The organism is Enterobacter sp. V87_3, assembly GCF_029967835.1.
GTDB lineage: Bacteria > Pseudomonadota > Gammaproteobacteria > Enterobacterales > Enterobacteriaceae > Enterobacter > Enterobacter cancerogenus.
Genome location: NZ_JASCAM010000013.1, coordinates 33155 through 56194, shown reverse-complemented (window position 1 = coordinate 56194; position 23040 = coordinate 33155). Strand labels below are relative to the sequence as shown.

The 23040-nt window shown below is 47.6% G+C and carries 22 protein-coding genes, 1 tRNA gene and 1 pseudogene; 4 read left to right on the top strand and 20 right to left on the bottom strand.

Going from position 1 to position 23040, the window contains the following annotated elements:
• The first annotated feature begins 8 nt into the window (after positions 1 to 8).
• The 3 genes from QLG21_RS05350 (at position 9) to QLG21_RS05340 (ending at position 4337) form a co-directional block, all read left to right on the top strand.
• Entirely contained in the window at positions 9 to 1190 is a 1182-nt protein-coding gene (locus QLG21_RS05350; RefSeq protein WP_282484014.1) for an amidohydrolase, read from the top strand.
• A gap of 140 nt (positions 1191 to 1330) precedes the next feature.
• The gene (locus QLG21_RS05345; protein WP_282484013.1) at positions 1331 to 2440 is read left to right on the top strand and encodes an AI-2E family transporter; all 1110 of its coding nucleotides are present in this window, start codon (positions 1331 to 1333) and stop codon (positions 2438 to 2440) included.
• A 112-nt stretch (positions 2441 to 2552) separates the two neighbouring features.
• The gene (locus QLG21_RS05340) at positions 2553 to 4337 is read left to right on the top strand and encodes a diguanylate cyclase (protein WP_282484012.1); all 1785 of its coding nucleotides are present in this window, start codon (positions 2553 to 2555) and stop codon (positions 4335 to 4337) included.
• Here QLG21_RS05340 and QLG21_RS05335 read toward each other — a convergent pair.
• The 20 genes and pseudogenes from QLG21_RS05335 to QLG21_RS05240 all read right to left on the bottom strand — a co-directional run bounded on the left by QLG21_RS05335 (position 4334) and on the right by QLG21_RS05240 (position 21253).
• Positions 4334 to 4630, bottom strand: coding sequence for a hypothetical protein (locus tag QLG21_RS05335; protein ID WP_058609333.1), 297 nt, complete (start codon positions 4628 to 4630; stop codon positions 4334 to 4336). The two genes, QLG21_RS05340 and QLG21_RS05335, sit on opposite strands and share 4 nt — an antisense overlap.
• A gap of 552 nt (positions 4631 to 5182) precedes the next feature.
• On the bottom strand, positions 5183 to 7483 hold the full coding sequence (locus QLG21_RS05330) for an SIR2 family protein (RefSeq protein WP_282484011.1): 2301 nt from the start codon (positions 7481 to 7483) through the stop codon (positions 5183 to 5185).
• A gap of 554 nt (positions 7484 to 8037) precedes the next feature.
• Positions 8038 to 8250 (bottom strand): hypothetical protein, encoded by a 213-nt coding sequence (locus QLG21_RS05325; RefSeq protein ID WP_282484010.1) that lies wholly within the window; start codon positions 8248 to 8250, stop codon positions 8038 to 8040.
• Between the two features lie 308 nt (positions 8251 to 8558).
• A complete protein-coding gene (locus QLG21_RS05320) occupies positions 8559 to 9299 on the bottom strand; it encodes a hypothetical protein (RefSeq protein WP_282484009.1) in 741 nt (246 codons plus the stop codon).
• 82 nt (positions 9300 to 9381) lie between these two features.
• Positions 9382 to 10905 carry an SIR2 family protein gene (locus QLG21_RS05315; RefSeq protein ID WP_282484008.1) on the bottom strand — a complete coding sequence of 508 codons (1524 nt, stop codon included), beginning with the start codon at positions 10903 to 10905 and terminating at the stop codon, positions 9382 to 9384.
• Between the two features lie 712 nt (positions 10906 to 11617).
• Positions 11618 to 11944: a hypothetical protein gene (locus QLG21_RS05310; RefSeq protein WP_282484007.1), complete on the bottom strand. Its 327-nt coding sequence runs from the start codon at positions 11942 to 11944 to the stop codon at positions 11618 to 11620.
• A gap of 242 nt (positions 11945 to 12186) precedes the next feature.
• On the bottom strand, positions 12187 to 12972 hold the full coding sequence (locus tag QLG21_RS05305; protein ID WP_282484006.1) for a hypothetical protein: 786 nt from the start codon (positions 12970 to 12972) through the stop codon (positions 12187 to 12189).
• Positions 12969 to 13142 (bottom strand): hypothetical protein, encoded by a 174-nt coding sequence (locus QLG21_RS05300; RefSeq protein ID WP_014830800.1) that lies wholly within the window; start codon positions 13140 to 13142, stop codon positions 12969 to 12971. The genes QLG21_RS05305 and QLG21_RS05300 overlap by 4 nt, the downstream gene beginning before the upstream one ends.
• Positions 13143 to 13553: 411 nt before the next feature.
• Positions 13554 to 15317, bottom strand: coding sequence for a primase-like DNA-binding domain-containing protein (locus QLG21_RS05295; protein ID WP_282484005.1), 1764 nt, complete (start codon positions 15315 to 15317; stop codon positions 13554 to 13556).
• Positions 15314 to 15628: a DUF4222 domain-containing protein gene (locus QLG21_RS05290; protein WP_282484004.1), complete on the bottom strand. Its 315-nt coding sequence runs from the start codon at positions 15626 to 15628 to the stop codon at positions 15314 to 15316. Before QLG21_RS05290 ends, QLG21_RS05295 begins: the two co-directional genes overlap by 4 nt.
• An 11-nt stretch (positions 15629 to 15639) precedes the next feature.
• Positions 15640 to 15843, bottom strand: a complete 204-nt coding sequence (locus QLG21_RS05285) for a hypothetical protein (RefSeq protein ID WP_014830796.1) — start codon at positions 15841 to 15843, stop codon at positions 15640 to 15642.
• 115 nt (positions 15844 to 15958) lie between these two features.
• Complete coding sequence (locus QLG21_RS05280) at positions 15959 to 16834, bottom strand: tyrosine-type recombinase/integrase (protein ID WP_282484069.1); 876 nt, start codon at positions 16832 to 16834, stop codon at positions 15959 to 15961.
• Positions 16827 to 17072, bottom strand: a complete 246-nt coding sequence (locus tag QLG21_RS05275) for a host cell division inhibitor Icd-like protein (protein WP_089591343.1) — start codon at positions 17070 to 17072, stop codon at positions 16827 to 16829. Before QLG21_RS05275 ends, QLG21_RS05280 begins: the two co-directional genes overlap by 8 nt.
• A gap of 47 nt (positions 17073 to 17119) precedes the next feature.
• Positions 17120 to 17308, bottom strand: a pseudogene (locus QLG21_RS05270) (ash family protein); the annotation flags it as partial.
• A 227-nt stretch (positions 17309 to 17535) separates the two neighbouring features.
• Complete coding sequence (locus QLG21_RS05265; RefSeq protein ID WP_282484003.1) at positions 17536 to 18147, bottom strand: BRO family protein; 612 nt, start codon at positions 18145 to 18147, stop codon at positions 17536 to 17538.
• 21 nt (positions 18148 to 18168) lie between these two features.
• Positions 18169 to 18381, bottom strand: coding sequence for an AlpA family transcriptional regulator (locus QLG21_RS05260; RefSeq protein ID WP_074143186.1), 213 nt, complete (start codon positions 18379 to 18381; stop codon positions 18169 to 18171).
• 209 nt (positions 18382 to 18590) lie between these two features.
• A complete protein-coding gene (locus tag QLG21_RS05255; RefSeq protein WP_282484002.1) occupies positions 18591 to 19274 on the bottom strand; it encodes a hypothetical protein in 684 nt (227 codons plus the stop codon).
• A 9-nt stretch (positions 19275 to 19283) separates the two neighbouring features.
• Positions 19284 to 19655, bottom strand: a complete 372-nt coding sequence (locus tag QLG21_RS05250) for a hypothetical protein (RefSeq protein WP_006809974.1) — start codon at positions 19653 to 19655, stop codon at positions 19284 to 19286.
• Positions 19656 to 19796: 141 nt separating this feature from the next.
• Complete coding sequence (locus QLG21_RS05245; protein WP_020686322.1) at positions 19797 to 21011, bottom strand: integrase arm-type DNA-binding domain-containing protein; 1215 nt, start codon at positions 21009 to 21011, stop codon at positions 19797 to 19799.
• 166 nt (positions 21012 to 21177) lie between these two features.
• Positions 21178 to 21253, bottom strand: a tRNA-Thr gene (locus QLG21_RS05240).
• A gap of 720 nt (positions 21254 to 21973) precedes the next feature.
• On the opposite strand from QLG21_RS05240, the gene QLG21_RS05235 reads away from it, so the two are divergent.
• Positions 21974 to 22933 carry a hypothetical protein gene (locus QLG21_RS05235; RefSeq protein ID WP_006176802.1) on the top strand — a complete coding sequence of 320 codons (960 nt, stop codon included), beginning with the start codon at positions 21974 to 21976 and terminating at the stop codon, positions 22931 to 22933.
• The last annotated feature ends 107 nt before the right edge of the window (positions 22934 to 23040 follow it).

The following is a 23040-nucleotide window of genomic DNA, read 5'->3' as shown; positions in this document are numbered from 1 at the left end:
AGAGTGTCATGAAAAGTACCCTTGAAAACCTTATCCGCGACGTACACGACGATGTGATCCGCTGGCGCAGGCATATTCACGCCAACCCGGACCTGTCGTTTCAGGAGAAGCCGACCGCTGATTTTATCGCGCGGGAACTGGCAGCCCTGCCCGAGCTGGTACTGAGCCGCCCGGTAGAGAACAGCGTCATCGCGGTATTACAGGGCGAGAAGCCCGGCCCGATGTGGGCGCTGCGTGCGGACATTGACGCCCTGCCGCTACAGGAAGAGAGCGGTGAAGCGTTCAGCTCCATCAAAGCCGGGGTAATGCACGCCTGCGGACACGATGCCCACACCGCGATGCTGATGGGTGCCGCCAAAGTGCTCTGCCGCCTGCGCCATCAACTGCATGGCAGCATTAAGTTTATCTTTCAGCCTGCAGAGGAAGTGCCGCCGGGCGGCGCGCGTGAACTGGTGGAAAAAGGGGTTGTTGACGACGTCGAGAAGATCTTCGGACTGCACGTTTTCCCCACCAGCCCGACCGGCAAAATCACCCTGAAAGAGGGAGTGTACGTCGCCTCCAGCGACAACTTCGACATTACCCTTTTCGGCCAGGGCGGTCACGGCTCTATGCCGCAGTTCTGTATCGATCCGGTCGTGATTGGCGCGGAAGTGGTTACCGCCCTGCAAAACGTGGTGGCGCGGAATCTCGACCCGATTAATGCCCCGGTGCTGACCATCGCCACCTTCCAGGCAGGCGACAGCTATAACGTCATTCCGGACAGCGCACGTCTGGCAGGCACGGTACGCACGCATAATCAGCAGGTACGTGAGCAGGTGCCACAGCTGATGCAGCGGATTGTCGAGGGGGTTGTCAGCGCCCACGGTGCGCGCTGTGAGATCCGCTGGCAGCAGGGTTATGCCGTCGGGAACAACCATGCCGATACCAACGCCATCGCCAAAGCCGCCATCGCCGAACACTTTGCTGAAGGAACGCTCCAGCTGGCCGATCGCGCGCTGTTCGGCAGCGAAGACTTCTCCTCCTATCAGGAGAAAATCCCCGGCACTTTCCTGTTCATTGGCTGCGGTAACGAGGAAAAAGGCGCGGTATGGAACGTCCATAACCCGCACTTCCGCATCGACGAAGCCGCGCTGGCCGTGGGCGTGAAGACGCATATTGCGTTAGTCAGTGCGCTATTTGAGGAGATGTGATGCTCTCTTTTCACTGAGGGAGCGATAACGCATGCGGCCTGCCGGTGACACGCAACTGGCAGGCCGCCGCCGCACAATTATTGGTAAATCCTTAAATCAGTTCTATAGTCGACACAGTTTCTTCGTTACCAGGACTTACTATGCGCTTTAATGGACTGACCAAAGGTTTCTTCCTTCTCATTCTCGCCCTCGTTACCTGGGCCTTTTTCGATGTGCTCTCGCCCTACTTCTCCGCAATACTGTGGGCCGCGATCCTGACCATCATCTTTAACCCGGTAAAAAACAAGCTGCGCACTGCGCTTGGCGAACGCAACGGGCTGGCGTCGTTCCTGACCCTGTGCATTATCTGCCTGATCGTCTTTATTCCGTTAACGGTGATCCTCTCCTCGCTCGCCATTGAGCTGAACGTGGTTTACACCAAGCTGCAGCAAAACAATACCCAGTTCCCGGAGGTGGTTGCCGGGGTCTTTAACCGTCTGCCGGACTGGGCAAGCGGATTCCTGGCGGATCATGACCTGACGAACGCCGCCGAGATCCAGAAAAAACTCTCGGACGTGGCGCTCAAAGGCGGGCAATATCTCGCAGGCAGCGCGTTCCTGATCGGTAAGGGAACGTTTGGGTTCGCCATCAGCTTCGGCATCATGCTCTATCTGCTGTTCTTCCTGCTGAAAGATGGGCCGTATCTGGTGCGCCAGATCCTCGACTCTCTGCCGCTGTCTGATTTTGCCAAACAGCACCTGTTTGCCAAGTTCGTTGGGGTCTCCCGCGCGACGGTAAAAGGGACGGCCGTTGTGGCCGTGGTTCAGGGTACGCTCGGCGGGATCGCGTTTGCGATTGTGGGCATCGACGGCAGTATCCTTTGGGGCGCGCTGATGGCGTTCCTGTCACTGGTGCCCGCCGTCGGCTCGGCGATTGTCTGGGTTCCGGCAGCAATTTACCTGTTTGCCACCCATCAAATCTGGCAAGGGCTGTTCATCGTCGGTTTCTTTGTCATCATTGTCGGCCTGGTGGACAACATCCTGCGCCCGCTGCTGGTGGGCAAAGACACCAAAATGCCGGACTACCTGATCCTGATCTCCACGCTGGGCGGCATGGAACTTTACGGCATTAACGGCTTCGTCATTGGTCCGTTGATTGCCGCGCTGTTCATCGCCTGCTGGAACCTGTTCTCCGGTCGCGATCATGAAGGCAACGCCGAAGAGCTGGATGCCGAGTTTATCGAAGAAGGGCGAAACCCACCGGATTTATAACCCTATCGTTAAAACGAGGCGGCCCCGTGCCGCCTTTTTTTTCGCCATAAATCAAACGTTTTCTATAATTTGAAAGAACGCCATCCCACTCTTGTCGCAGAAGGATTAACAGGTGCGAATCGCCACAATCACAAACTGGGCCTACGGCGCCACGGTGTGTCTGACCCTCGCCTCCGGCGTCGTCATGCTGATGGCGTCCCATGCCGACAGCGTTGAGCGCGAGGCCGTTAAGCAGCGGCAGCAGTTCGATCAGCTGACCGAAAATGTGGAGACCGACGCCTGGATGCTCTCCGACCTGGCGCGCCTGTTCGTCATCAAAAAAGAGCCGTATGTCCTCGAAGAGTATCGGGCGAAAGAGCGCGAGCTGAAGGGCATTGAGCATCGGCTCGAAGCGCTCAAAGATACGGGAGCCTCGGTCGAAGAGCTTGCCCTGCTGCAGGAGGGGCTGAAAATCATCGACGAGCTGCAGGATGAACAGCAGGTGGCGCTCGCCAGCATGGCGCAAGGTGACGAGCAGCAGGCCGTTGCGCTGCTGTATGGCAAAAACTATGAGCAGGAGCTGGAGCGTGCGCAGAGCCAGATTGACCATTTTCGCCAGCTTCTGGATAAACGCATCATTGCCGACGTGCAGGCGGCCACAAAAACCTCGAAAACGCTGCGTACCGCCTCCGAGGTGATGGTCGGGCTGACTGCCCTGCTCTTTTTGTTCGTGATGGGCTTTATTCTCAAACGCCGCGTTCTGCATCCGGTCGTGCGGCTGAGCGACGTGGTACACCGCCTGGCGTCGCAGGACTATGCGGTCGAGACGCCGAACTTCACCCAAATCGATGAGATTGGCGATATGGCGCAGGCTATCCGTATTTTCCGCGAAAATGGCCTGGCGCGGCAGCGGCTGGAGAAAGAGCGCGACGCCGACTGGGCGATCCGCGAGCTGCTGGCGCGCATGACCCAACGATTTCAAGGCTGCGAGAGCTTCGCGGACGTGATTAACGTGGCGGAGCTGTTCGCCCCCAATATTGCGCCGGGCGTGCCGGGACGCTTGTATATCGTCGATCGCGCGTCGTGGGAGATGCGCTGCGCGGCCGAATGGCTGTCGCCTGAAGGAGAGAAAAAACCGTTCCACCCGGATGCGTGCTGGGCCATTCGGCGCGGGCAGAGCCATCCACCGGTAAACGGCAAGCCGGATGTCGCCTGCTCGCATCTGCCAGCCTCGCAAATGCATCAGTCGCTGTGCGTGCCGCTCATTGCGCAGGGCGAAGCCATCGGCCTGCTCTCTTTCCAGAACATCACCCCGGACACTGCGCCTTCCCGCGCGTATCTGGAGCTGATGGCGGAGGCGCTCGGGCTGGCGCTGGCCAACCAGCGGTTGCGCGATGCTCTGCTGGAGAAAGCCTTGTTTGATCCCCTCACCGGATTACGCAATCGCCATCATCTGGAGGATACCTTACGCACGCAGATGACCCAGGCCATGCGCAATAAGGAGCCGATAAGCTGCCTGATGATCGATATCGATCACTTCAAAAGCATTAACGATCGCTTTGGTCATGAAGCCGGTGACCAGGTGATCAAAAGCGTGGCAACCATTATTCAGCGCGCGGTGCACGATACCGGCCTGGCCTTCCGCTACGGCGGTGAAGAGTTCCTGGCGCTTCTCACCGGTGCGGACGAAGAAGCAGCGCATGCCTGCGCAACGAAGATTTACGACGGCGTGCAGGCCCTCTCCCCCCATTACGGGCTGACAGAAATTGGTCCGGTTGATGTCTCAATCGGGATCGCCAGCTATCCGCAGCACGCCCAGAGCGATAACCTGCTGCGCGCCGCGGATGTCGCCCTGTACCGGGCAAAAGAACTGGGCCGCTCGCGAATTGTGAGCTTTGGAATGCTGGAGGCGGGCTAACCGTTATTTTGCGCGCGCCACTCCCTGACCATCTCGTCTGTGACTTCGTTTTTATAGCAAATGGGGGCATAGCCGCCCGCTTTGCTCCAGGCACTGCGTCTTCCACAGGCGCTGCCGTTTCTCGCACGGTTAAAAGGACAGGCGCAAACGCCCGGATACGAAGCAATCGATTCGGCAATAACGTTCTCTTTTACCTGCTCATCGGATACTGAATGGCCTTTTGCCGTGGCGTTTCCCGCCAGAAAAAGGCCGCACGCAGCCAAAAGCACCATCCATGATGATTTACCGTTCATTTTAATGACTCGTTTTAACAGAAGGGAGAGGTCCAGAATAAGTATTGAAAACGCGGAATGTACTGATATAGAACAAGGTTATTATGGGAGGGGGTATAGGATGTTGGTGGGGTATTCGTGGTGTGAAAACTATCAGGTTTCATTATTCACCTGGAATATATATTTGGCGATGGAGAGGGAAATACACTCGTGTATTCATTCAGGCATGTCTGTTCTGAAACAGGGATAAATGCTTTTTGATGTTTGTTACGGGGGTTGAAGCAAGGGATTTTTCGCTGAGGATATTAGGAAAAAATTATACTTAACAATACATTGATTATTAACAACCTTATTAAAAATAATTTCAAAGCACCACCTAAAGTACCCCCAAAATGAATTTCCGTATTATGCAATGAGCAAAAAACCAGTTCTCATTTTCTTCTAACTCGTTGAGAACCACATACTACAGCCCTAGAAAAAAATTTACATTGACATCTGTTCATTTATTATAATTCAATTAAAAAAACCGCCATTAAGTATTCAAATAAACTGAATATAATAGCGGGTTATATTTTATCCTAAAGCCTTATTAATTTGTTTAAGTAGCCTACCGACATTTCTAATACTATTATCTTTATCAACCTCTTCTCCTAACCATTCTTTAGATTTTCTTAAATATCCCTGAGCTGTAGCATCTCTATATTTTCTCCAATAGTTCAGAGACTGGTCTGCATATGACATAGCATGAAATGCTTTTCTTAAATCAGCAGCATGGCATTGTTCTAACGAATCCATACTTTCATCCAATGCTTTTCTAACATCACTTGAATCCACTCTTCCAATGTTAGCTTTAAACTTAATGATCGCGTAAGAGTTCCTGACAGACCAGTTACCGCTTCCACTTTTCGCTATAGCCTCATCGATAACAATAAATGCTCTTTCGTGATTTCCCCTTCTACTCAAATAGAGAGCTTTCTGCTGCAAGTTAAATGGAGAACTATGTTTCCTGAAGATAATATCATATATGTCTTCACCATCCTGGGTATTTGGGAATGCTCTTTCAAATAACCGAGCATCATAAGCGCGCCTTTTAAAAGCATCATAATTAGGGATGCAGAAACGTGATACATTGTTGTGGAAATTTACTAGCATACATGCGAGATCTTTTTCTGGTGCTATTGTTGTTATATGCTCAGCCAGCAGATTAGAACGAATAGAGAAATAATCTTGATCGCTTTCAGTATATTCACCAACATTCTCCGATAAGCAACTACTCAGTATTTTTACTAACTCATATATTTGTTGATACCCCACTTTCTCCCCTTGAAAATAACTATAAATAACATCCATAGATGTTACACTTCGGCTATTATGAAGGTAACAAGCGAGCAAAAATAGCTGTACTAGTTTCACATCCCTCTTTTTTAATTCATTTAAAACATTCTGAAATCTTTCTCTAATACTTGGCGTACGGCAGTTATGCTCAATTAATTCAAACAATGAATCACCTTCTTTTATCTTATAATTCCTCCTGGATTTCAAATCTGCTGGTATATTATCTGTGATACCTTGGCAATCGGCATCAGTTATTTGAGTAATATCAATTATCTCGATATTTCTTCTTAAAAAGTTCGCTCTTGAAGCCGAAAGATAAGCATAATCCCTTTCAGCTATAACCATTCTTATATTTGGCTTAAGAGATAGATTATTAAGAGCATCCATTGAGGTTTGCATATTATCTACAAATAAAAGCACTGGAATATCTTTTAATCTTGCAGCTAAAGTTTCAGCTTTCGTAATGGATATATCAGAAAGAAACAACTTGACACCATTAAAGTCATGAAATGCTGCCAACTGCATCAAAAGTGTAGACTTTCCTGTGGCAGGCCCACCTGTAATTAGTATATTTTTCCCACTATTAATGTACTCTTCTACAAGAGAGTAGTAATGTAGTCTTATTACGCGAGACGAGTAAATATCACTCCAAGAAGGATTGGCCCCTTGATAAAAATCATTAATTGATCGTCTTTCAATTTCTGAATGAGAGGGAACAGAGTATTCCATGAACGGATTTTGATACTTATTAGTGGTAACCAAAGAGGGATCGATATTTTCAAAACTTGATAAATAATCCAAAAACTCTTCTGTGTCCGCACGTATTATTTTAAGATCTAGAGATTGATAGTATTCAACTTCACCTTCATCAACAAAATTGGGATGTACAATTATCCAAGCATTTTTCCTGTTTTTCTCATCCAATGCATCTGCAAATACCTGTAAAGTTCCTGCATCCTTCAGGGCATAACCCCAAAAAAGAGTTGGAAATTTGTTCATTACAGATTTTAAATAATTCCACTTTGTCGGTTCACTTGAAAAAGCATTAGCAATATCAAGATCTCCAAATATTAAGCTAGACTCAGGATCACTAACCGAACCATGCATATAAAAGTAATCTATTGCAATTTTATCTCTAAAGCTTACACCATTGAACATCGCATTATTAACGTATTTATGAGGATTGCCCTTGAATATTTTCTCAACAAGGTTATCTATGTTTGTAGTAAATATGTTTTTGATATTCACATTCGCTAAATGTACATATTTGTTACTAAATTCTCCGACTTCATATCTGGCACGTATGTAACGATAAAGATCCTCTCTCCTAGAGCGCGATATTAAAGTACATAATTGAGGTAATTGTAGTGTAGGAGGTGAGCCTGGAAAGTTTTTTATGATTTCCTTTCTAAGGCCATCACCAATAGGAAGTGTTTCCCCATTTAGATCAGAAGCTAAAACAGAAAATCCAGCCCCGGTAAAAATATTAATACCTTCTCGCAGGACTCGCTCAAACGTATTCTTACTTTCGATTTCCATTACAGTTCCCTATGATTATTTAGAGGTTGAAGGCTTATTTTATGAGCAATGACTGATTTTAGTGAAGCATCGAGCCTCAAGAGCTAAGGATTTCAACCTTATCCTTTATTTAAACAATTTTCAAATGTTAGTAAAAAAGACCACCATCAGCTATAATAAAGTCAACTAATTGAAAAAGAACAAATTTATATCTTTTCATTTTGTTTGCATTCCAGTCAAGCTGCTTGGCACTCAGTAAAATGAGTATCTTAATTTTGTATTTAAGTTAACAATACTCATTTAAGCAACTGTAACTTAGGGCGCATACGGCCAAAAATCCCCGCTGGCGGAGCCGGTGGATGATAACTTTTGACAACTCAGTCTGAACTCTAGCGTCCGGGCAAACCAGAACAGCGATCTGAAAGAGGCTCGATGATGCATGTAAAGGGTGGGTGCCCAACACCTCCCCTCCTGTGTTCCCGTACCTGAAGTTTTCTAAAGCGGTAGCGGTTGACACTTTCCCCTGTTTCTCGCGAAAAAGTGTCAAGTTTGAGAGACAGGCTTAGAGTGAGGGTTTACAGTTTTTCGCCGTCCAGCAGGCGGAGCGACATTAAACCTGTTTTGCTCCAGTCATCCGGCGTAACAAGGTGCATTTTGGCAACGTGGGCCAGCTCAGAACGAACAAACCGTAAAGCGCCCGCTGCATGGTCTTTGCCATAGAAGCTGTGAATGTCTTTATCCAGCCGGAAGAGAATCAGCAGTTGTTCATTGGGTTTCGTGCTAAACATCAAAACCCAGTTCAACGGCTTCTATTTGGCGGCGATACACTATTTAAGCAGCCGGTATTTATCGCCAAGAAGTTTAATAGGTAGATACAGACTACCAACAAAATGCAGGGGAGAATCTATAGTGATTTGGGGGAAACGTAAGAGTGGTGCGATAATAGGAACAAAAGGCAATACCTAAATAATTGTTTTTATTGTTTTTTGCTATAAAAAAGCGAAGAGGTACCCCCAAAGATACCCCCATGTGTTCACTTCTAAAGATTTTTTGAATGTTTTTTATGCAGTGAACTTTATATTACTAGCAAAAAACGTTAGCAATTTCGTCTAACATCTTTGTTAATAGCCTTTTCAGGCCACCATGTTGGATTGATACCTAAGGCTAGTTCGCTTTGGCAATGTTGTTGAAGATCTTGCCAGAACATTACTATTGCTGAACTGAACTCGTCAAAATCGGATTCTGTTATTTGTAGATTCTCATGGCTAGTTAAAGCTTCTCCAAATAATTGCTGGTAATACTTTGGATACCGTTGCAACAGGGTCTCATGACCCACCCCATCTCCATGTTTATATACATTTACAACAAGGCGGCAGGCATCTAGTAGATGAAAATATGGTTTATTTTTCACATCGAAACCTATCCACTCCATCAATTCTATAATTCGCTCAAAACTAGTACGCCAGACAATATCTTTTATAGCTTTTAACTTATTCCAATGACGAAATTCTCGAAGAATTAAATCACGTAACTGTTTATCGAACCTGTGGTACATTCCAGCATTCATAGCTAGAGTGACAGTATTTTTCATATCCATCAATGAATGCATATGTGCTATACCTATTTGTGTCGCATTTTCGCAAGCCTCTGCTGGATCATCTCTTTCAGGGTCAAAGTTTTTAGCCGTACGTTCGAGATATCTTTCCTCTTCCAGGTCACATTCAGCACTAAGATCTGAAAATTGTGATAAAAGTCTAGATTTTGCTTGCCCTACGTAAAAATTATGCGGATTAAGGACAACTCGAAGATCGAAGCAATCAAATGAAAAAATATTCATACCACCCTCAAAATTTTGTAAGTATAAATTATATCATTGTAATAAAATCATTATCTCGAAACTTAAAGGATTTAATTAATCATTACAAAAACATCTCGTCAGGATAGCGCTTATAATCGTACAAACTAACTAGTCTTTTATAGTCTGAAGGTAGAATTTCAAGTGCTACGCCCTCTCGCAGATAATCGGCCACATTATCTAAATTAATATTATCCACGTAAATATTGTAGAAAAGAATGCGCACAGTTTTATAAGTTTTAAATCCTAAAGCAAGTATTTCATCAACTGTATCGCAATCAATTTTCTCTGAAGGATCAATTGAGTCAAAATAAGTATTTAAGTTCCTTTCTTGGTTCTCTTTTAGATCTTCAATACCTTGAATTTCGTTACAAATGGTAGAAAAACCACGAGCGGTAAAGTACTGATTACGCGAAACTTTTATTTTATTCAACAACAATATTAGAGCATCATTTCTTGAATCCATTATATCAAAGTAATTCATAACCATTTCTGAAGCTGATTGGTAATGATATGTAATTTTCTGAACTGAACCAACTGCCATAACTAATTCATCATTAGATAAACTATCCAAATCACCTACAATTTTTACTTTTACAGAACCTCCTTCTTTAATTTTTCTCATTACACTTTCAACTTTCCTAATATCCATAGATGAAACAGGAAGTTTAAGCCCTACCAACTCTTCAAAAACACCACTGAAGTTATCAGTTTTTATTTTATTAATTTTTATATTGCCGATATTTTCAATAACTACGTCATGTTCTAAAACTTCTAGAGAGTCACTACCTTCTTCACGTTCTATCAAAAGGAAATTCTTTCTGACTTTATCTGCCAAATCAGAATCCTTTGAAATGTACGAGAAAATAGTTTTTAATATATCTCTAATATTTTCATCGCTAATACTATAACCGATGAAAATAATTGGGTTGTGAATGAATAATGAAATTAATTGAGCCCTAATTAAATGATTGCTAACGCGAAATCTTTCATAATCCGATTCAGAGATTACAATTGACTCTGGATGAGATACACAGCCATGTATTTTATAAACAGACCCGTAAGGGTTGCTTAATAAAATATCGTTACCAATAATAGGTTTAAAACCAATTAGAGTCTCAATGAATCTATCATAATTTGTTGTGATAATGGACCCTATATTTCTACTAGCCTTAGCAAATAACTCCATTTCTGTTGCATAACTTTCATTATTGTTTGTTTCATGGAGATCAACAAGCTCAGATATAAATATTTTTATTCGACTAGCCGAGTAGTTTCCAGAAGCAGCATATTCATAGTATCGGTCATTTATGGATTTAAATTTCCCGTTCCTATCTGACTCTAATAATCTGTTAAATTCAATTTCTATTTCACTTGCCACCTTTGGAAGATCAACCTCTCCCAATGAATTTGCATTCCTACCAGCCGAATCAAAATAGAAGTCATAGCTGCCTTTCATTTCATAAACAATTTTTTTTAACAGTTCAGGCCATGAGTACGTACCAGTTAAATATCGGCGACTGAAACCTGCACCAACAAACACAACTGGATGATTTACGTATGATCCCATGAACTCACTAAGTTTCATCTATCGTTCTCCTAAGAACAATTTCTGTAATTGATTTAACACAAAGCAACATTTTCAAGTGCATACAATTCTACTAACTAGCCTTCTACATCAGCTAATCACATTTTGATGCTTAAGACGCAACTTTTTACGATAAAAGTTGTGCATTAGGTCTTAAACTTTTATCCGCTTTAATCTCAGTTACACTGCATAAATCAGTTCATCTGGCTTATCGATTAGTAGTAAAAGAGCCAATCTTGCTCTAACTTCAGTAATGATAACTGTTTGAAGCAACTGTAACTTAGAGCGCGTTCTGCCAAAAATCCCCGCTGGCGCTGCCGGTGGGTGACAACTTTTGACAACTCAATCTGAACGCCAGCGTCCGGGCAAACCAGAACAGCGATCTGAAAGAGGCTCGAGGATGATTGCAAAGGGGGAGTGCTTAACACCTCCCCTTCACGAGTTCGTGTACCTGAAGTTTTCTGAAGCGGTAGCAGTTGACACTTCCCCCTAGTTTTCCCTAGTAAGGCATAACAAACCATAACAGGCTGACACCTGCCCTGCTTCGCATCAGGATTAACAAAAGTTAACAGCCAAGGCTCAACAAATCTCAACGCCAGCCCTTTACACTTCTGCTGTAGCTGCTGTTCGTAGGCGTCAGGATCCGTTAGGTTGGGTTGACACTTTTCCCAGTTTCTCGTGAAAAAGTGTCAAGTTTGAGGGGCTGGGGGGTTTACAGTTTTTCGCCGTCCAGCAGGCAGAGCGCCCTTAATCTTATTTTGCTCCAGTCATCCGGCGTATCGGGGTGCATTGTGGCAACGTAGGCCAGCTCAGAACGAAGAAACCGTAAAGCGCCTGCTGCACGGTCTTTGCCATAGAAGCAGTGGGTTTCTTCATCCGGCCGGAAGAGAATCAGCAATTGTTCATCGGGCTCGTGCTGAACATCAAAACCCAGCTCAGCGGCTGCTGCCTTTATTCGCTGTCCAGCATTAATATCAGCCGGCAGCTCTTTACCGCTGTCATGCCCCCATACCCACGCGGCGGCCTGCGCCCACGTCATTGCATTGTGACGATCACCAGCACCAGCACCAGCACCAGCACCAGCACCAGCACCAGCACCAGCACCAGCAGAATTTTGTTTAGCCTGCGATGCTTCGACATCCACTTTATCGCCTGAAATTACAATTTCACCGCGGGCTATCCAGCCGTAAACTGTTTGCCGGCTGACGCCCATATGCCTGGCGTAGGCTGATTTACTTAATAGCATCGTGATGTTTCCCTCCGGGCAGAAAAAAGCCGCCCTCAGGCGGCCTGCTTCTCTTCTGAATGTGTCTGCCGCTGGCTGCCTTTGAGCATCGCGCTGACATGTTCGCTTAACTGATCAAGGCCGGTCATGCGGGGCAGAACTTCTGATGGATCGTCGTTCTTCCCGTAAACGAGATTGTTATACCAGGTTCGGACAGCTGTAATTTGTGCGACGTCCTTCCTTACCGCATCAACCAGCTCGGCAACCGCGCTAATCACCTGCCCGTTCTCCGATGCGATACGGGAGAAGCCGAGACGTTTTAGCTGTTCCGTATCGAGTCCAGAACACACTGCGTGCGCCCTTAGTAAAGCGTCCGCCAGCTCCTGATGCTTTCCACTGTGCATCGACAGCAGCATTTTTTCCTGGCTGCGGCGATCCAGTCGGGCGAATGCCTGGCGCATTTCACTGTCACGCATGAATCCCTGAACATCATCAGTTGCCAGTGGATTAACCGGCGCGAGCTTGTTCTTCAGGTAATCGAGAATGTTTGCGGCCTGCTCGCTTACGGCTGCCGCCCCGCGGGTAAAGTCTTTGAGCGTGTCCGGGTTCCGGGCTTCACCTGCCCTGCGGTTTTTTGCCTGTTCGTTCAGATCCGGATCGTTGCGGATAACGTCCAGCAAATCCGCCTCAGCTTCGGCCTGCTGCGCCGTTGTCCTCAGGCTGGTGAGTTCGCCCGCCATACCACGGAATAAAGCGGCCATCTGAGTATTCGGCGCAACAACCTTACCGGCATAACCTGCCAGCTCGATGCTATGTTTCCCTATTTTGATTGAGTAGCTCACTGGCCAGCCTCCATTTTTGATAGCCCTGCATCAAATACCTTGCGCGCAACAGCATGGATTGACGGCGCGATCCCCATGCCCGACTTCTGGCGCTCCCTCTCCTGAATGGTTTTCAGAGCCTGAATCTGCTCCCCATTCAGCAAAACGGGCTTAACGTTAACCTTGCTCATGATGCCCCCTTTAATAGCGACCGTTGAAGTTCCATTAATCGCAACAATCAAATAATTAATTGCGATTTATGAAACGATGTTAATGAAATTGCAGGGGTGCACAACGTGAAAAGAGTGGATGCGTTTTAAAGAATTTGCCCTCAAGGTATACATGGTGTTCACAAAGGCAACAAAATACTTATAAAACAATATATTAATCCATGAATACCAGCCTACATTTTGGGATTTCAGGTCTACACGGTATACATCATTCTGTTTAATAAACCATCAGATGATTAATGTGAGAATGAACACCATGTACACCCTGTGTATACCTGAAAACAAGGTATACATGGCTTATTTCACTGATTTATATATAAATTATTCTCTCGATGTATACCATGTATACCTTTCTCCATATTTATCTGAACTTCATTCTTTATGACCGGCTACAGGATGCGTCTGAGGTAACCAGTCTTCCGCACTTTCCGAAAGTTCGACGTTAGTCACCATGCCACGGGCTCTCCGTTCCTTACGGTACTCGTGATTAAACTCCCTCATCGCGCTTTCCATCCCCTCTGCGAATTTATTCAGCGTCAGCGGCTTGTCGAAACCGTTGGCCTCCAGGAATGCCAGATATGCGTGATAGAGATAAATTCGCGGATAGTGAGGCGGATTGCGGTTTCCGACCATCATTCCCGCACAATCAGCCAGCCGCTCCAGATGCGCGCAGAAGGCATAAAGCGGATCCGTTTTCTGTTTCACCTCTAATGCCTCTTCGCTGTTCCGTTGCTCCAGCAGAAGCGCCCGCGCTTTTTCCGGGTTCGCAAAGTTCGCCAGCAGCCGGCGAACAACCACCGGGATTTCAGCGGATATCTTTTCTGCCAGGTCGGGATCCTTATCCTCTTCGCTGACGCGCCGGTTAAACTGGAAAATTACGCGGCGCCGGGAAACGCCGCCGGCACGTTCGGTGAAAATCATCGGCGTGTTGTTCGTGGCCACAACCACCGCCCGCAGAACGGCGGTGTACTGGTGCTCGTGCTTCGGGTCGATCTCGACCGCATCCCCGCCGGTGATAGCCTTTATACCGGTGCCCTCTCCTGAATATTTGGGCTGGTCAGGAAGGGTTATCATGCTCTTGCCGACGAACTGCGCCCGCCCGCGCGCGCTGTCGAGCGCCGCCATATTCCCGCTGGCGGTGTTATGCGCGCCGGACAGCATCGTGGCGATGTGGGTAAAGACGCTTTTCCCGCTGCCGCCCTCCCCGGTTATCTCGAGGAACAACTGCCAGTCGTACCGGTTCGCCAGCACCATAAAGAGCGCCGCAGCGATACGCTGCATCTTAATTGCGTCTCTATCTGATGCGTAACTTAGCCACTTATGGAAGTTCGGCGCGTGGTCGCGGAGGTTTTCGCCCGGCACCGCCGGCGTATAGGTCACGCCGTTATGGTTGGTCAGCCAGTTATCCTGGCTGTGTTCGTAGAAAACGCCGGTTTCCATATCGTAGACGCCATTAGCAAAGGGGATCAGGCTGCGCCGCGGCTCCCCCATTACCGGGATAACGATTTTCAGGGCGTCGATAACGTTGTTGATCGCGCGCTTGCTGAAGTTGGTTTTGTTCTCGTTGTAGATAGCCACCATTTCGCGGCTCAGTTCGAGCAGTGACGTTTTCTCCCAGATGCCGGCGCGGTAGACGTACACAACTTCGCTGTTTTCGTTGATTGCAATGCCGGTGTAACGCGCGGCCAGTATGAGCGCCTTTTCGTTATCAGCTAGGTCGCGGAGGTTTACATCCGTCAGCGGTTTGCCGATCACCATGCTTTTGCCGGCTTCCGCATCGGCTTTCAGGCGAGGCAGCTGCGGCGTCCAGTCCTCCAGAAGCTGATAACCTTCAGAGTAGAATTGCGCGCGCTCCACGCCGGCCACCGCCAGCTTTGTCGCGAGAATGGTAATCTGCCGTTCGGTCAGATGCCCGCCGCGGCATACCCGGGCATAGAGCCGGCCATCATCCACAATCCGGATATTCTCCAGCTCCGCCAGCTGCTTTTTATCCAGCACGACCGGCGGCACGGTGTCACCAATCGGGTTCATTTCCTGCCATGCTTTGGCGAACGTCCAGGCATCAGCGCCGGCAAAGATAATTGACTCCTCCATGAGATCCGCCGGCTGCTTTTTAAGGTTTGGTGCATTCTTCATTTTCTGTTCCCTCGCTCCCTGATGATTTCCCGCATAACCCGAATTCGTTCGATGCCCTGCACCCGCATAATTCGGTCGATATCTTTTTCGCCAGCGACCGGCGCGGAAGATACAAATTCAAATTCCCGCACCAGTCTTTCTGGCGTGCAAAAACACGGTGAGCTGTACCCCTCGCGGCAATATGTCACTCTGTCGAATCGGTAACTTTCGATAATTACGATGTTGCCCCGCCCGTCCTTCCATTTATCGCCCGGCCTGATTTCAGGGTGAGCGCGGCCACCAGCAGCTAAGCCGGATTTTTTAATCGTCATAATTTTTTACCTCACGCCGCTGGCGGGATTACCTGATAACCAATTTTCTTCAGAAAGCGCGCGGCACTCTCCACCGTAAAAATGATCTCGTCGTCCATAAGGGGGCGCATCGACTGAAGACCGTTTGACGTGTCCACCAGATAGCGGCCGCCGGCCGGGAAACTGAAAACGTTTTTGCCGTCGGCCCGGCGAACCAGATCGTAAACAGGAGTCATAATTTCTCCTCCCCGTCCCTTAATGACTGGCGGGCAAAACAATATCGCGCGCTATTTAATTGCTCAGATACGTGATCGAGAAAAGCACCGAGACGGCAAAATTGGATAACCATTTTCATACAGATACCTCCATGGCCAGACGGGATTGAATGGCGGAGGCCTTACTGCCTAACTGGAGGTAAGTTCGGGTGATTGCCGGGTTACTGTGCCCGAGCATTTCAGAGGCGACCAGCAAGCCCTGTTCGCCGCCGGCGGACATGAGATTAAAGGCGGCAATCTTGCGGCTGGAATAGGCACTCAGGCGCAGACGCGTGTTTACCACGCGGGTAAACCACAGCATTACGTTGTGCAGTTTCTTCCAGATCGTCTGGCGGCTCACGCTACCTTCCAGAGACTGGCAACGGTTACTTTCAATCTGGCTGCGGGAAAATACCAGGTCGTCACCGATAAGATTGCGCTCCATGCGTTCCTGCAGTCGTTTGATGATGCCCGGCGGCAGCTGTTTGGTGTCGTGCTTCACTTCAGCCTTTGCCACCAGCTCAAACACGATCGCCTGTTCTTCTTCCGTCATGCCGGCGGCCAGCTCGTCGCAGCTCACGCTATCCCAGTGCATGTACCCAATGTGATCGCCAGCAAGCCGGGCAGCGTCCTTGCGCTGCTGGCGAACAATCTCGATCCCCTTCCGGGTCGCTCTGGCTTCCGCTGCTTTGGTCTGCTTCGCCACGATGATTGTTGCTATGCCGGTTTCCCAGTTGATGCAGGAGTAACGGAAGTTGCACACGTCGCTGGTACGCCAGCCGGTAACGGTAGCAATATCCCACCAGAGTAAAACCCATTCTGGCTGGGTCTGCTGGATGCGTTCGCGCAGTTTGCGCTGCTCTTCCCGTTCGTAAACGGGGGTCATGGTGCGGGTACCTTTCGTGGTAGTAGCTCTTACCACGTTGCCGCGCAGCTCGCGGGCTTTAGCTGTCAAGGTCTGGAGGTTAAACATGGCTACCTCCCAGTTTCGCAACATCCAGTTCAAACGCGCCGCTGCTGTACTGATAAAGCGAACATTCAGAGCGAATTTTGGCGGCAAAGATAAGATCCCAGCGGGAATAAAACTCGCGGGCTTCTTGCTCACTGTCGGCAACGATGCGGATAACAACGGGAGTGCAGGTCCGGTCTTTCGGCGTACCGAGGAAAAGCCAGGTGAACTTGGGCAGTTTTTGGGTTGGGGTAGTAGCCATGTGGCAGCCTCCATACAGTGGTCTAGATAACCACCACCGGAAACGCCAATTTCACTGGTGGTGGACTGAGCAGGGTTGGCGTAACCGGACTGTATGGACTCCGGCGCGGATTTCTCCGCCCCCACCCAGCCCACCATAATTTTGCTAGCAGAGCGGTTTTGAACCACAACGCGTGAAAATAGGTGAGACGGATCAACGGCACAAAAAAAGACGCTTGGCGCGTCATGTGTCGCCATACAGTCATTCAGGACGCCAATCCTGGCACCAGATTTTGCCGGTGCTTTTAAAGCATACCCTTCAGCGGAATAACAAGGCAAGGAGTTTTTGGGGTGAGCGAAGCCCTGCCCCAGATGGGCATAAATGTTCTTCATGGCATTAACCTTTTCGAATTGTTTAGTGAGCTGTCGCGACAAACTTATTTTGAGTGCTCAACATCGCAAGAGCACGCAAGTTATTCACGAACTCAATTTTTTTCATCCGTTAAAGGGCGAACTTCAGTAAACGGCTTATGACAATCTTCGCCTAACAGCTCGGGCTGATACTTACGCCATAGCTGGCTCTCCTCCCGCACAAGAGCCTCTTTTACTGCCTTACACTGCTGCAACTTATACCCGCGTTTGCTGGCCTCCTGCTGATAAGCAGCCATGCGCCGGCTGTAGTCATTCAGGAACACGAACGGCACACCATAAGAGCCAGTTTTGCGGATAGAAGGGATAACCTCGCGAAATACCCAATTACTGAAACGATGGGCGAATGTGCCCGGCGTAATAGCTTTACGGCTGCGGGCGATCAGCTTGTAGAAACCAGATTCAGAGACAGCGCTATGATTTGGGTTCCCGCGAATACCGTAAGTTAAAGTTACGGTATTTCTCTCGTCATCATCCAGAGCCTGCAACGCCATGCGCGAATTGGATAGTTCCAGCGCCGCGCAAACATCTTTTGCAACGAACCACGGTTCACCGTTGATCTTAACAATACGGACTTTCGCGGCCTCAAATTTAATGACCGAAATATCATCACTGCTGTTTTCTGGGTGAGCAAGACCCTGCCCGGCACGGGCATTTTTGATAGTCATATTAGTTTTCCCCGGGCTAAGTTACAGTTGTGGCTTTGTGGAAATTAACGCATCACGCTCTTCGATCCTCTGGCTTATCCATTCGTCAATTTCACTTTCAACAAATGCGATAGATCGGGCTCCAATTTTAACTGATTGTGGAAAGCGATTTTCTTTAAGGAGACGATAGATCCACGCTTTGCTATAGCCTGTTCGTTTCTGTACTTCTGCAAATCTAATTAATGAATAAGACATATATACCTCGTGTCGTCTAATGAAGTTCACGAGAATAATTTAATCAGAACTAGAACTATGATTGTGGAAACCGATATAAGATTGTTGGAAGGGATGACAGATAGCCTACAGGCCATAAAATCGTTTTTTTAAGTGCGTTTGGAAATGACTAAAGCATGAACGCGAGACTTTGGAAGTTGAGACCCGCGTTCACATTAACTTTGGAAATGCTAACCATCGCTTTCTGGAAATGTGACTTCCAAAGCCTCCTTTATGAGGTTTGTCATCTGTTTTTCCGTCACTACCATCCCTTGATATCCCAGAGTAGCCAGGTTCTGTGCAACCGCACGAGCAATTGCCAGTTTGTTCAGGCGCTCACCATTTCGATAGCTCTTACTTGATTTTTCGAGGGCGATAGCCATACCTGCAATCATCATCAATGCAGTGTTTTTACCGGGGAACTCCCCCCATTGATCTAGATAGACCTGATTTGTTTGTTCATTTACAGTTGGTTGCTGTAAGGGTAAAGGCCAGTTGAAATTATGTTCTGTAACCCATTTTTCAACCTCACTACGCACGAGCATACAATCACGCCGATCATGATCCATGTTATCGTAGTGGGAAATATCCCTTGCGGTTAGTTTTGAATTATCAATCGCATCCCAGAGAGATTCTTTATAAGCTTCATATTCGTGAGATTTTTCACCTGTAATATTTTCTCTTGGATTTGCGCCAACAATTAAACGTGCAGAGTCACTAAGAGAGATGCTATCTCTTGAAAGATATGGAACAAGCCAACTTGGTAAACTTTTCTTTAACCCAATGTTATATTCCAATAAATTATCATGCAGATTAAGGCCTAACGTTTTCTCAATCTCTGAACGATTAAATCCTATAAAATCAAATGAATTCATAGCATCACCTTAAAATGGAATATCATCATGAAAATTGAGATCTGAAGAGCTAGAGGTTTGCTCTTGGCCTTCTTGTGTCATAGATGGAGTCCATCCCTCGTAAGGAGGTTCATCCATAGTAGGGTTTGCCATAACACTGCTAAGCATTTCATAAGCACTAAAAGAAGGATCACCGAAGGTTGGTCGTCTGGTGATTCCACGAGAGTCTTGTATTAATAGACTCGGCGCGTATTCTTGTTCTTCATCAAGTTTAATGATTATCCAATTTGCGATTTGATCCCTTGTCATATCAGGGAATTTTGCCTCAATTCGAGCAATCAATTCCCTAATGCTTATAAACTGCTGTTTTTTTGCTTTGAGCTCTACTGCTGGATTAAGCATACGCCACCTCGCGTCCTCTATCTGGTGGCATTGCCAGCCCGCAGAGGTGCGCGGGTTTTCGGTGATCAGCCTAGACAATGCCTAATTATTGTTCGTCTACTGAAGTCTACTACTGTCAATTAGCACTGTCTATACATACAGTTAAGCGCTTTTTCCAAACGTTCCATGCACTACATTTTCGCCGTTTTCCAAGGCCTCCATATAGTCGGCATACCACTGGAGCATTTCGCGGCGGCCATCCAGATACTGGGCGTGGTTGTACGTTCCTCGAATAGAGTTTTTGTCGACATGTGCCAGCTGCGTTTCAATCCACGCGGTGTTGTAGCCCTGTTCGTGCAGGATGGTACTCATGGTGTGCCGGAAACCGTGCCCGGTGACTTTTCCGTTATAGCCAATCCGCTTAAAGACTTGGTTTATGCTGGCTTCACTCATTGTTTTTCGCGGATCGTTACGGCCTGGGAACACAAGCGGGTAATTGCCTGTTAGCTCTTGGATCTGACCAATAAGCGTAAGAGCTTGCCTGGACAATGGCACCACATGAGGGCGACGCATTTTCATGCGTGAGGCGGGTATTTCCCAGACCGCCTTACTGATATTGATTTCATCCCAAAATGCCCCACGGAGTTCGCCGGGACGCAATCCGGTGATAATCAGCAAACGAGCAGCCAAAACTACTAACTCGCTTCCTGAATATCCTGACAACGCATTGAAGAAATCAGGCAATTCTTTAGGTGTGAGGAAAGGAAAATGATTGGACTCGTGCCCTTGCATCGCGCTGGTGAGATCCGGGGCGGGGTTATACTCAGCTCGACCGGTGACTATTGCGTAACGGAAAACTTCCCCACAGCGCTGCCTAACTTTTCTTGCCTTTTCGGTAGCGCCGCGCCCTTCAATGCGCCGTAGCACATTCAACAGTTCAAGCGGTTTGATTTCTGCTATTGGTTTTTTGCCAATGTATGGGAACACATCTTTATTGAAGGCTTCGAGGATGTCTGAAGCATAACCAGCAGACCATTTTTTTAGTTTGCTGCTGTGCCACTCAAGGGCAATATCTTTGAAGGTGTTGTTTAACTGAATTTCACGGGCAATCTTCTCCTCCCGTTTCGCTTCCATAGGATCGATACCCCCAGCGATACCCCTTTTCGCTTCTTCACGTTTTGCCCGAGCATCGGCCAATGTGACTTCAGGATACACACCAAGCGCTAACAGCTTCTCTTTGCCGGCTACACGATACTTGAGCCGCCAGTATTTGCCGCCATTAGGTTTAATCAGGAGATACAAACCACCACCATCAGCCAGCTTGTAAGGCTTATCTTTAGGTTTGGCGGCATCCACCTGCCGGGCGTTTAGTTTCACTTGGGGGTACCTCCTCTAGACCGAACAGCATATACCCCCATAAGTACCCCCAAACTACCGTAGATTTCAGGGAACTTTAGTAGACGTAGAAATACTAAAAGGGGCTGTAAAGCGCAGAGTATAAGGGGTTTCAGTGAACTTTAGTAGACTTGGGGAGACGTTAGAGTGGTGCCGATAATAGGAGTCGAACCTACGACCTTCGCATTACGAATGCGCTGCTCTACCAACTGAGCTATATCGGCCCTGAGAGGCCGGTTACGAGCGTAACCACGGGGCGAAAGAGTAGATCTAACCGGGGGATGCGTCAATGCCCTTTTGAATCGAACGTCTATTTTTGCATCACACGGGTTTTCGTTACGCACAAAAAGTACATTTGCCTTCGGCTTCATCCACCCGGTGGCACATCTTTGCGTCAGGATCAGGAACAGCCTCGCCAGACCACATGCCCTGAGGTCTGTTTTGGGGCGCATACGTAAAAAGGGAACAATTGTCGGTTACCCTTTTGCAGATGCATCTTATCTACAAGGTGAATGTCCAGCCGAGGGTGAGAGAGAATAAACAATATTAATCCCTATATAGCGTTCTCTTAGTTCCAAATATCAATAATAGCTGGGGTCGCGGATTATGCAAATGCGTTGTTTCTGATTTTATTGGTGTTTCTATTTTATCGCTGAGTATACCTTTTCGCTCAGGATGATTGATTACAAATATTTACAATTCCATGTGATATTTTTTATGCGCATTTATAGCTAACTGGCAAATTACGACTAGTATCATATAGACAGTAGGAATTATATCTTTTACTGGATATGGACGTTTACTCCACGGTTTATATTTATCAGGTTCGGCCATTATTATCACGCTATGTTAATTCATGGTGCAAAGGCGTTTGTTTTCGCTCAAATAATTCCCCCTCTCAGCGCGAAGCGTCAGGATTAGCGTTAATTTAAAGGACAACAGATATGACTCAAATTTACGACCAACCCACTACCCTCCGTCGGGATCCCGAGACATATTCATCCCTGCCCGCCGCCAGCAACAGCGCGGTATCATGGGGGGCCATATTTGCAGGTGCAGCCGCTGCGGCCTCTCTTTCCATGATTCTACTTATGCTGGGCGCAGGATTAGGCCTGACGTCTATTTCTCCCTGGGAAAATGATGGTCTGGATGCCTCGACGGTAGGTATCGCTGCCATCGTGTGGCTTGCCTTCACCCAAATAGCAGCATCGGGAATGGGTGGCTATCTTGCCGGGCGTTTACGCACTAAATGGGTGGCAACTCACTCAAACGAAGTTTATTTCCGCGATACAGCACATGGCTTTTTGACCTGGGCCGTGGCTTCACTTATCTCGGCAATATTATTAACGACCACCGCTGGCTCTATTATCGGCGGAAGTGCCAAAGCAATTGGTGCGGTAGCAGGTGGCGCCGCCACGGCCACGATGGGTGGTGTTGCAAATGCGACCTCTGGCTCGGATCCCTCTACGCAATATTTTATCCAGTCTTTATTCAGAACAATGAATACTGACACCGCGAATACGTCGGCAGTATCGACAAATACCCAGACACCTGGACCTGCACCGCAACAAGAAGTTTCCCCTGCGGAGTTAGGTGAAGTCACCGGTATTTTCGCCCACAGTATTACGACAGGTTCTCTGCCAAAAGAAGACCAGCAATATGTTGCCCAGCTGATTTCTCAGAAAACGGGCATTAGCCAGAGTGAAGCTGAACAGCGAGTGACTGCTACTTACGAAAAAGCGCAGAACGCGCTGAAAGAGGCCAAAACCAAGGCCCAGCAGGCCGCTGACGAAGCGCGGAAAACCACCAGCTACATCACTCTCTGGACATTCATCTCACTGCTGATTGGTGCTTTCGTCGCCAGCCTGTGTGCGACCTTCGGTGGTCGTCAGCGTGACTTATAATTATTGATAATTTGGGAGGTTCACATGCGTTCGATATTGCTGTTCTTTTTAGGCGTTCCTATTCCAATCATTATTCTGATTGCCTTGTTTATGCACTGATACCCGGC

Bases quoted from the DNA above. Each gene is read 5' to 3' on its own strand.
- QLG21_RS05330 (WP_282484011.1), bottom strand. From the start codon at position 7,483: ATGGAAATCGAAAGTAAGAATACGTTTGAGCGAGTCCTGCGAGAAGGT.
- QLG21_RS05235 (WP_006176802.1), top strand. From the start codon at position 21,974: ATGACTCAAATTTACGACCAACCCACTACCCTCCGTCGGGATCCCGAG.
- QLG21_RS05350 (WP_282484014.1), top strand. From the start codon at position 9: ATGAAAAGTACCCTTGAAAACCTTATCCGCGACGTACACGACGATGTG.
- QLG21_RS05295 (WP_282484005.1), bottom strand. From the start codon at position 15,317: ATGAAGAATGCACCAAACCTTAAAAAGCAGCCGGCGGATCTCATGGAG.
- QLG21_RS05300 (WP_014830800.1), bottom strand. From the start codon at position 13,142: ATGAGCAAGGTTAACGTTAAGCCCGTTTTGCTGAATGGGGAGCAGATT.
- QLG21_RS05260 (WP_074143186.1), bottom strand. From the start codon at position 18,381: ATGTCTTATTCATTAATTAGATTTGCAGAAGTACAGAAACGAACAGGC.
- QLG21_RS05320 (WP_282484009.1), bottom strand. From the start codon at position 9,299: ATGAATATTTTTTCATTTGATTGCTTCGATCTTCGAGTTGTCCTTAAT.
- QLG21_RS05275 (WP_089591343.1), bottom strand. From the start codon at position 17,072: ATGGCTACTACCCCAACCCAAAAACTGCCCAAGTTCACCTGGCTTTTC.
- QLG21_RS05265 (WP_282484003.1), bottom strand. From the start codon at position 18,147: ATGACTATCAAAAATGCCCGTGCCGGGCAGGGTCTTGCTCACCCAGAA.
- QLG21_RS05290 (WP_282484004.1), bottom strand. From the start codon at position 15,628: ATGACGATTAAAAAATCCGGCTTAGCTGCTGGTGGCCGCGCTCACCCT.
- QLG21_RS05345 (WP_282484013.1), top strand. From the start codon at position 1,331: ATGCGCTTTAATGGACTGACCAAAGGTTTCTTCCTTCTCATTCTCGCC.
- QLG21_RS05255 (WP_282484002.1), bottom strand. From the start codon at position 19,274: ATGAATTCATTTGATTTTATAGGATTTAATCGTTCAGAGATTGAGAAA.
- QLG21_RS05250 (WP_006809974.1), bottom strand. From the start codon at position 19,655: ATGCTTAATCCAGCAGTAGAGCTCAAAGCAAAAAAACAGCAGTTTATA.
- QLG21_RS05325 (WP_282484010.1), bottom strand. From the start codon at position 8,250: ATGTTTAGCACGAAACCCAATGAACAACTGCTGATTCTCTTCCGGCTG.
- QLG21_RS05315 (WP_282484008.1), bottom strand. From the start codon at position 10,905: ATGAAACTTAGTGAGTTCATGGGATCATACGTAAATCATCCAGTTGTG.
- QLG21_RS05335 (WP_058609333.1), bottom strand. From the start codon at position 4,630: ATGAACGGTAAATCATCATGGATGGTGCTTTTGGCTGCGTGCGGCCTT.
- QLG21_RS05310 (WP_282484007.1), bottom strand. From the start codon at position 11,944: ATGACGTGGGCGCAGGCCGCCGCGTGGGTATGGGGGCATGACAGCGGT.
- QLG21_RS05280 (WP_282484069.1), bottom strand. From the start codon at position 16,834: ATGTTTAACCTCCAGACCTTGACAGCTAAAGCCCGCGAGCTGCGCGGC.
- QLG21_RS05285 (WP_014830796.1), bottom strand. From the start codon at position 15,843: ATGACTCCTGTTTACGATCTGGTTCGCCGGGCCGACGGCAAAAACGTT.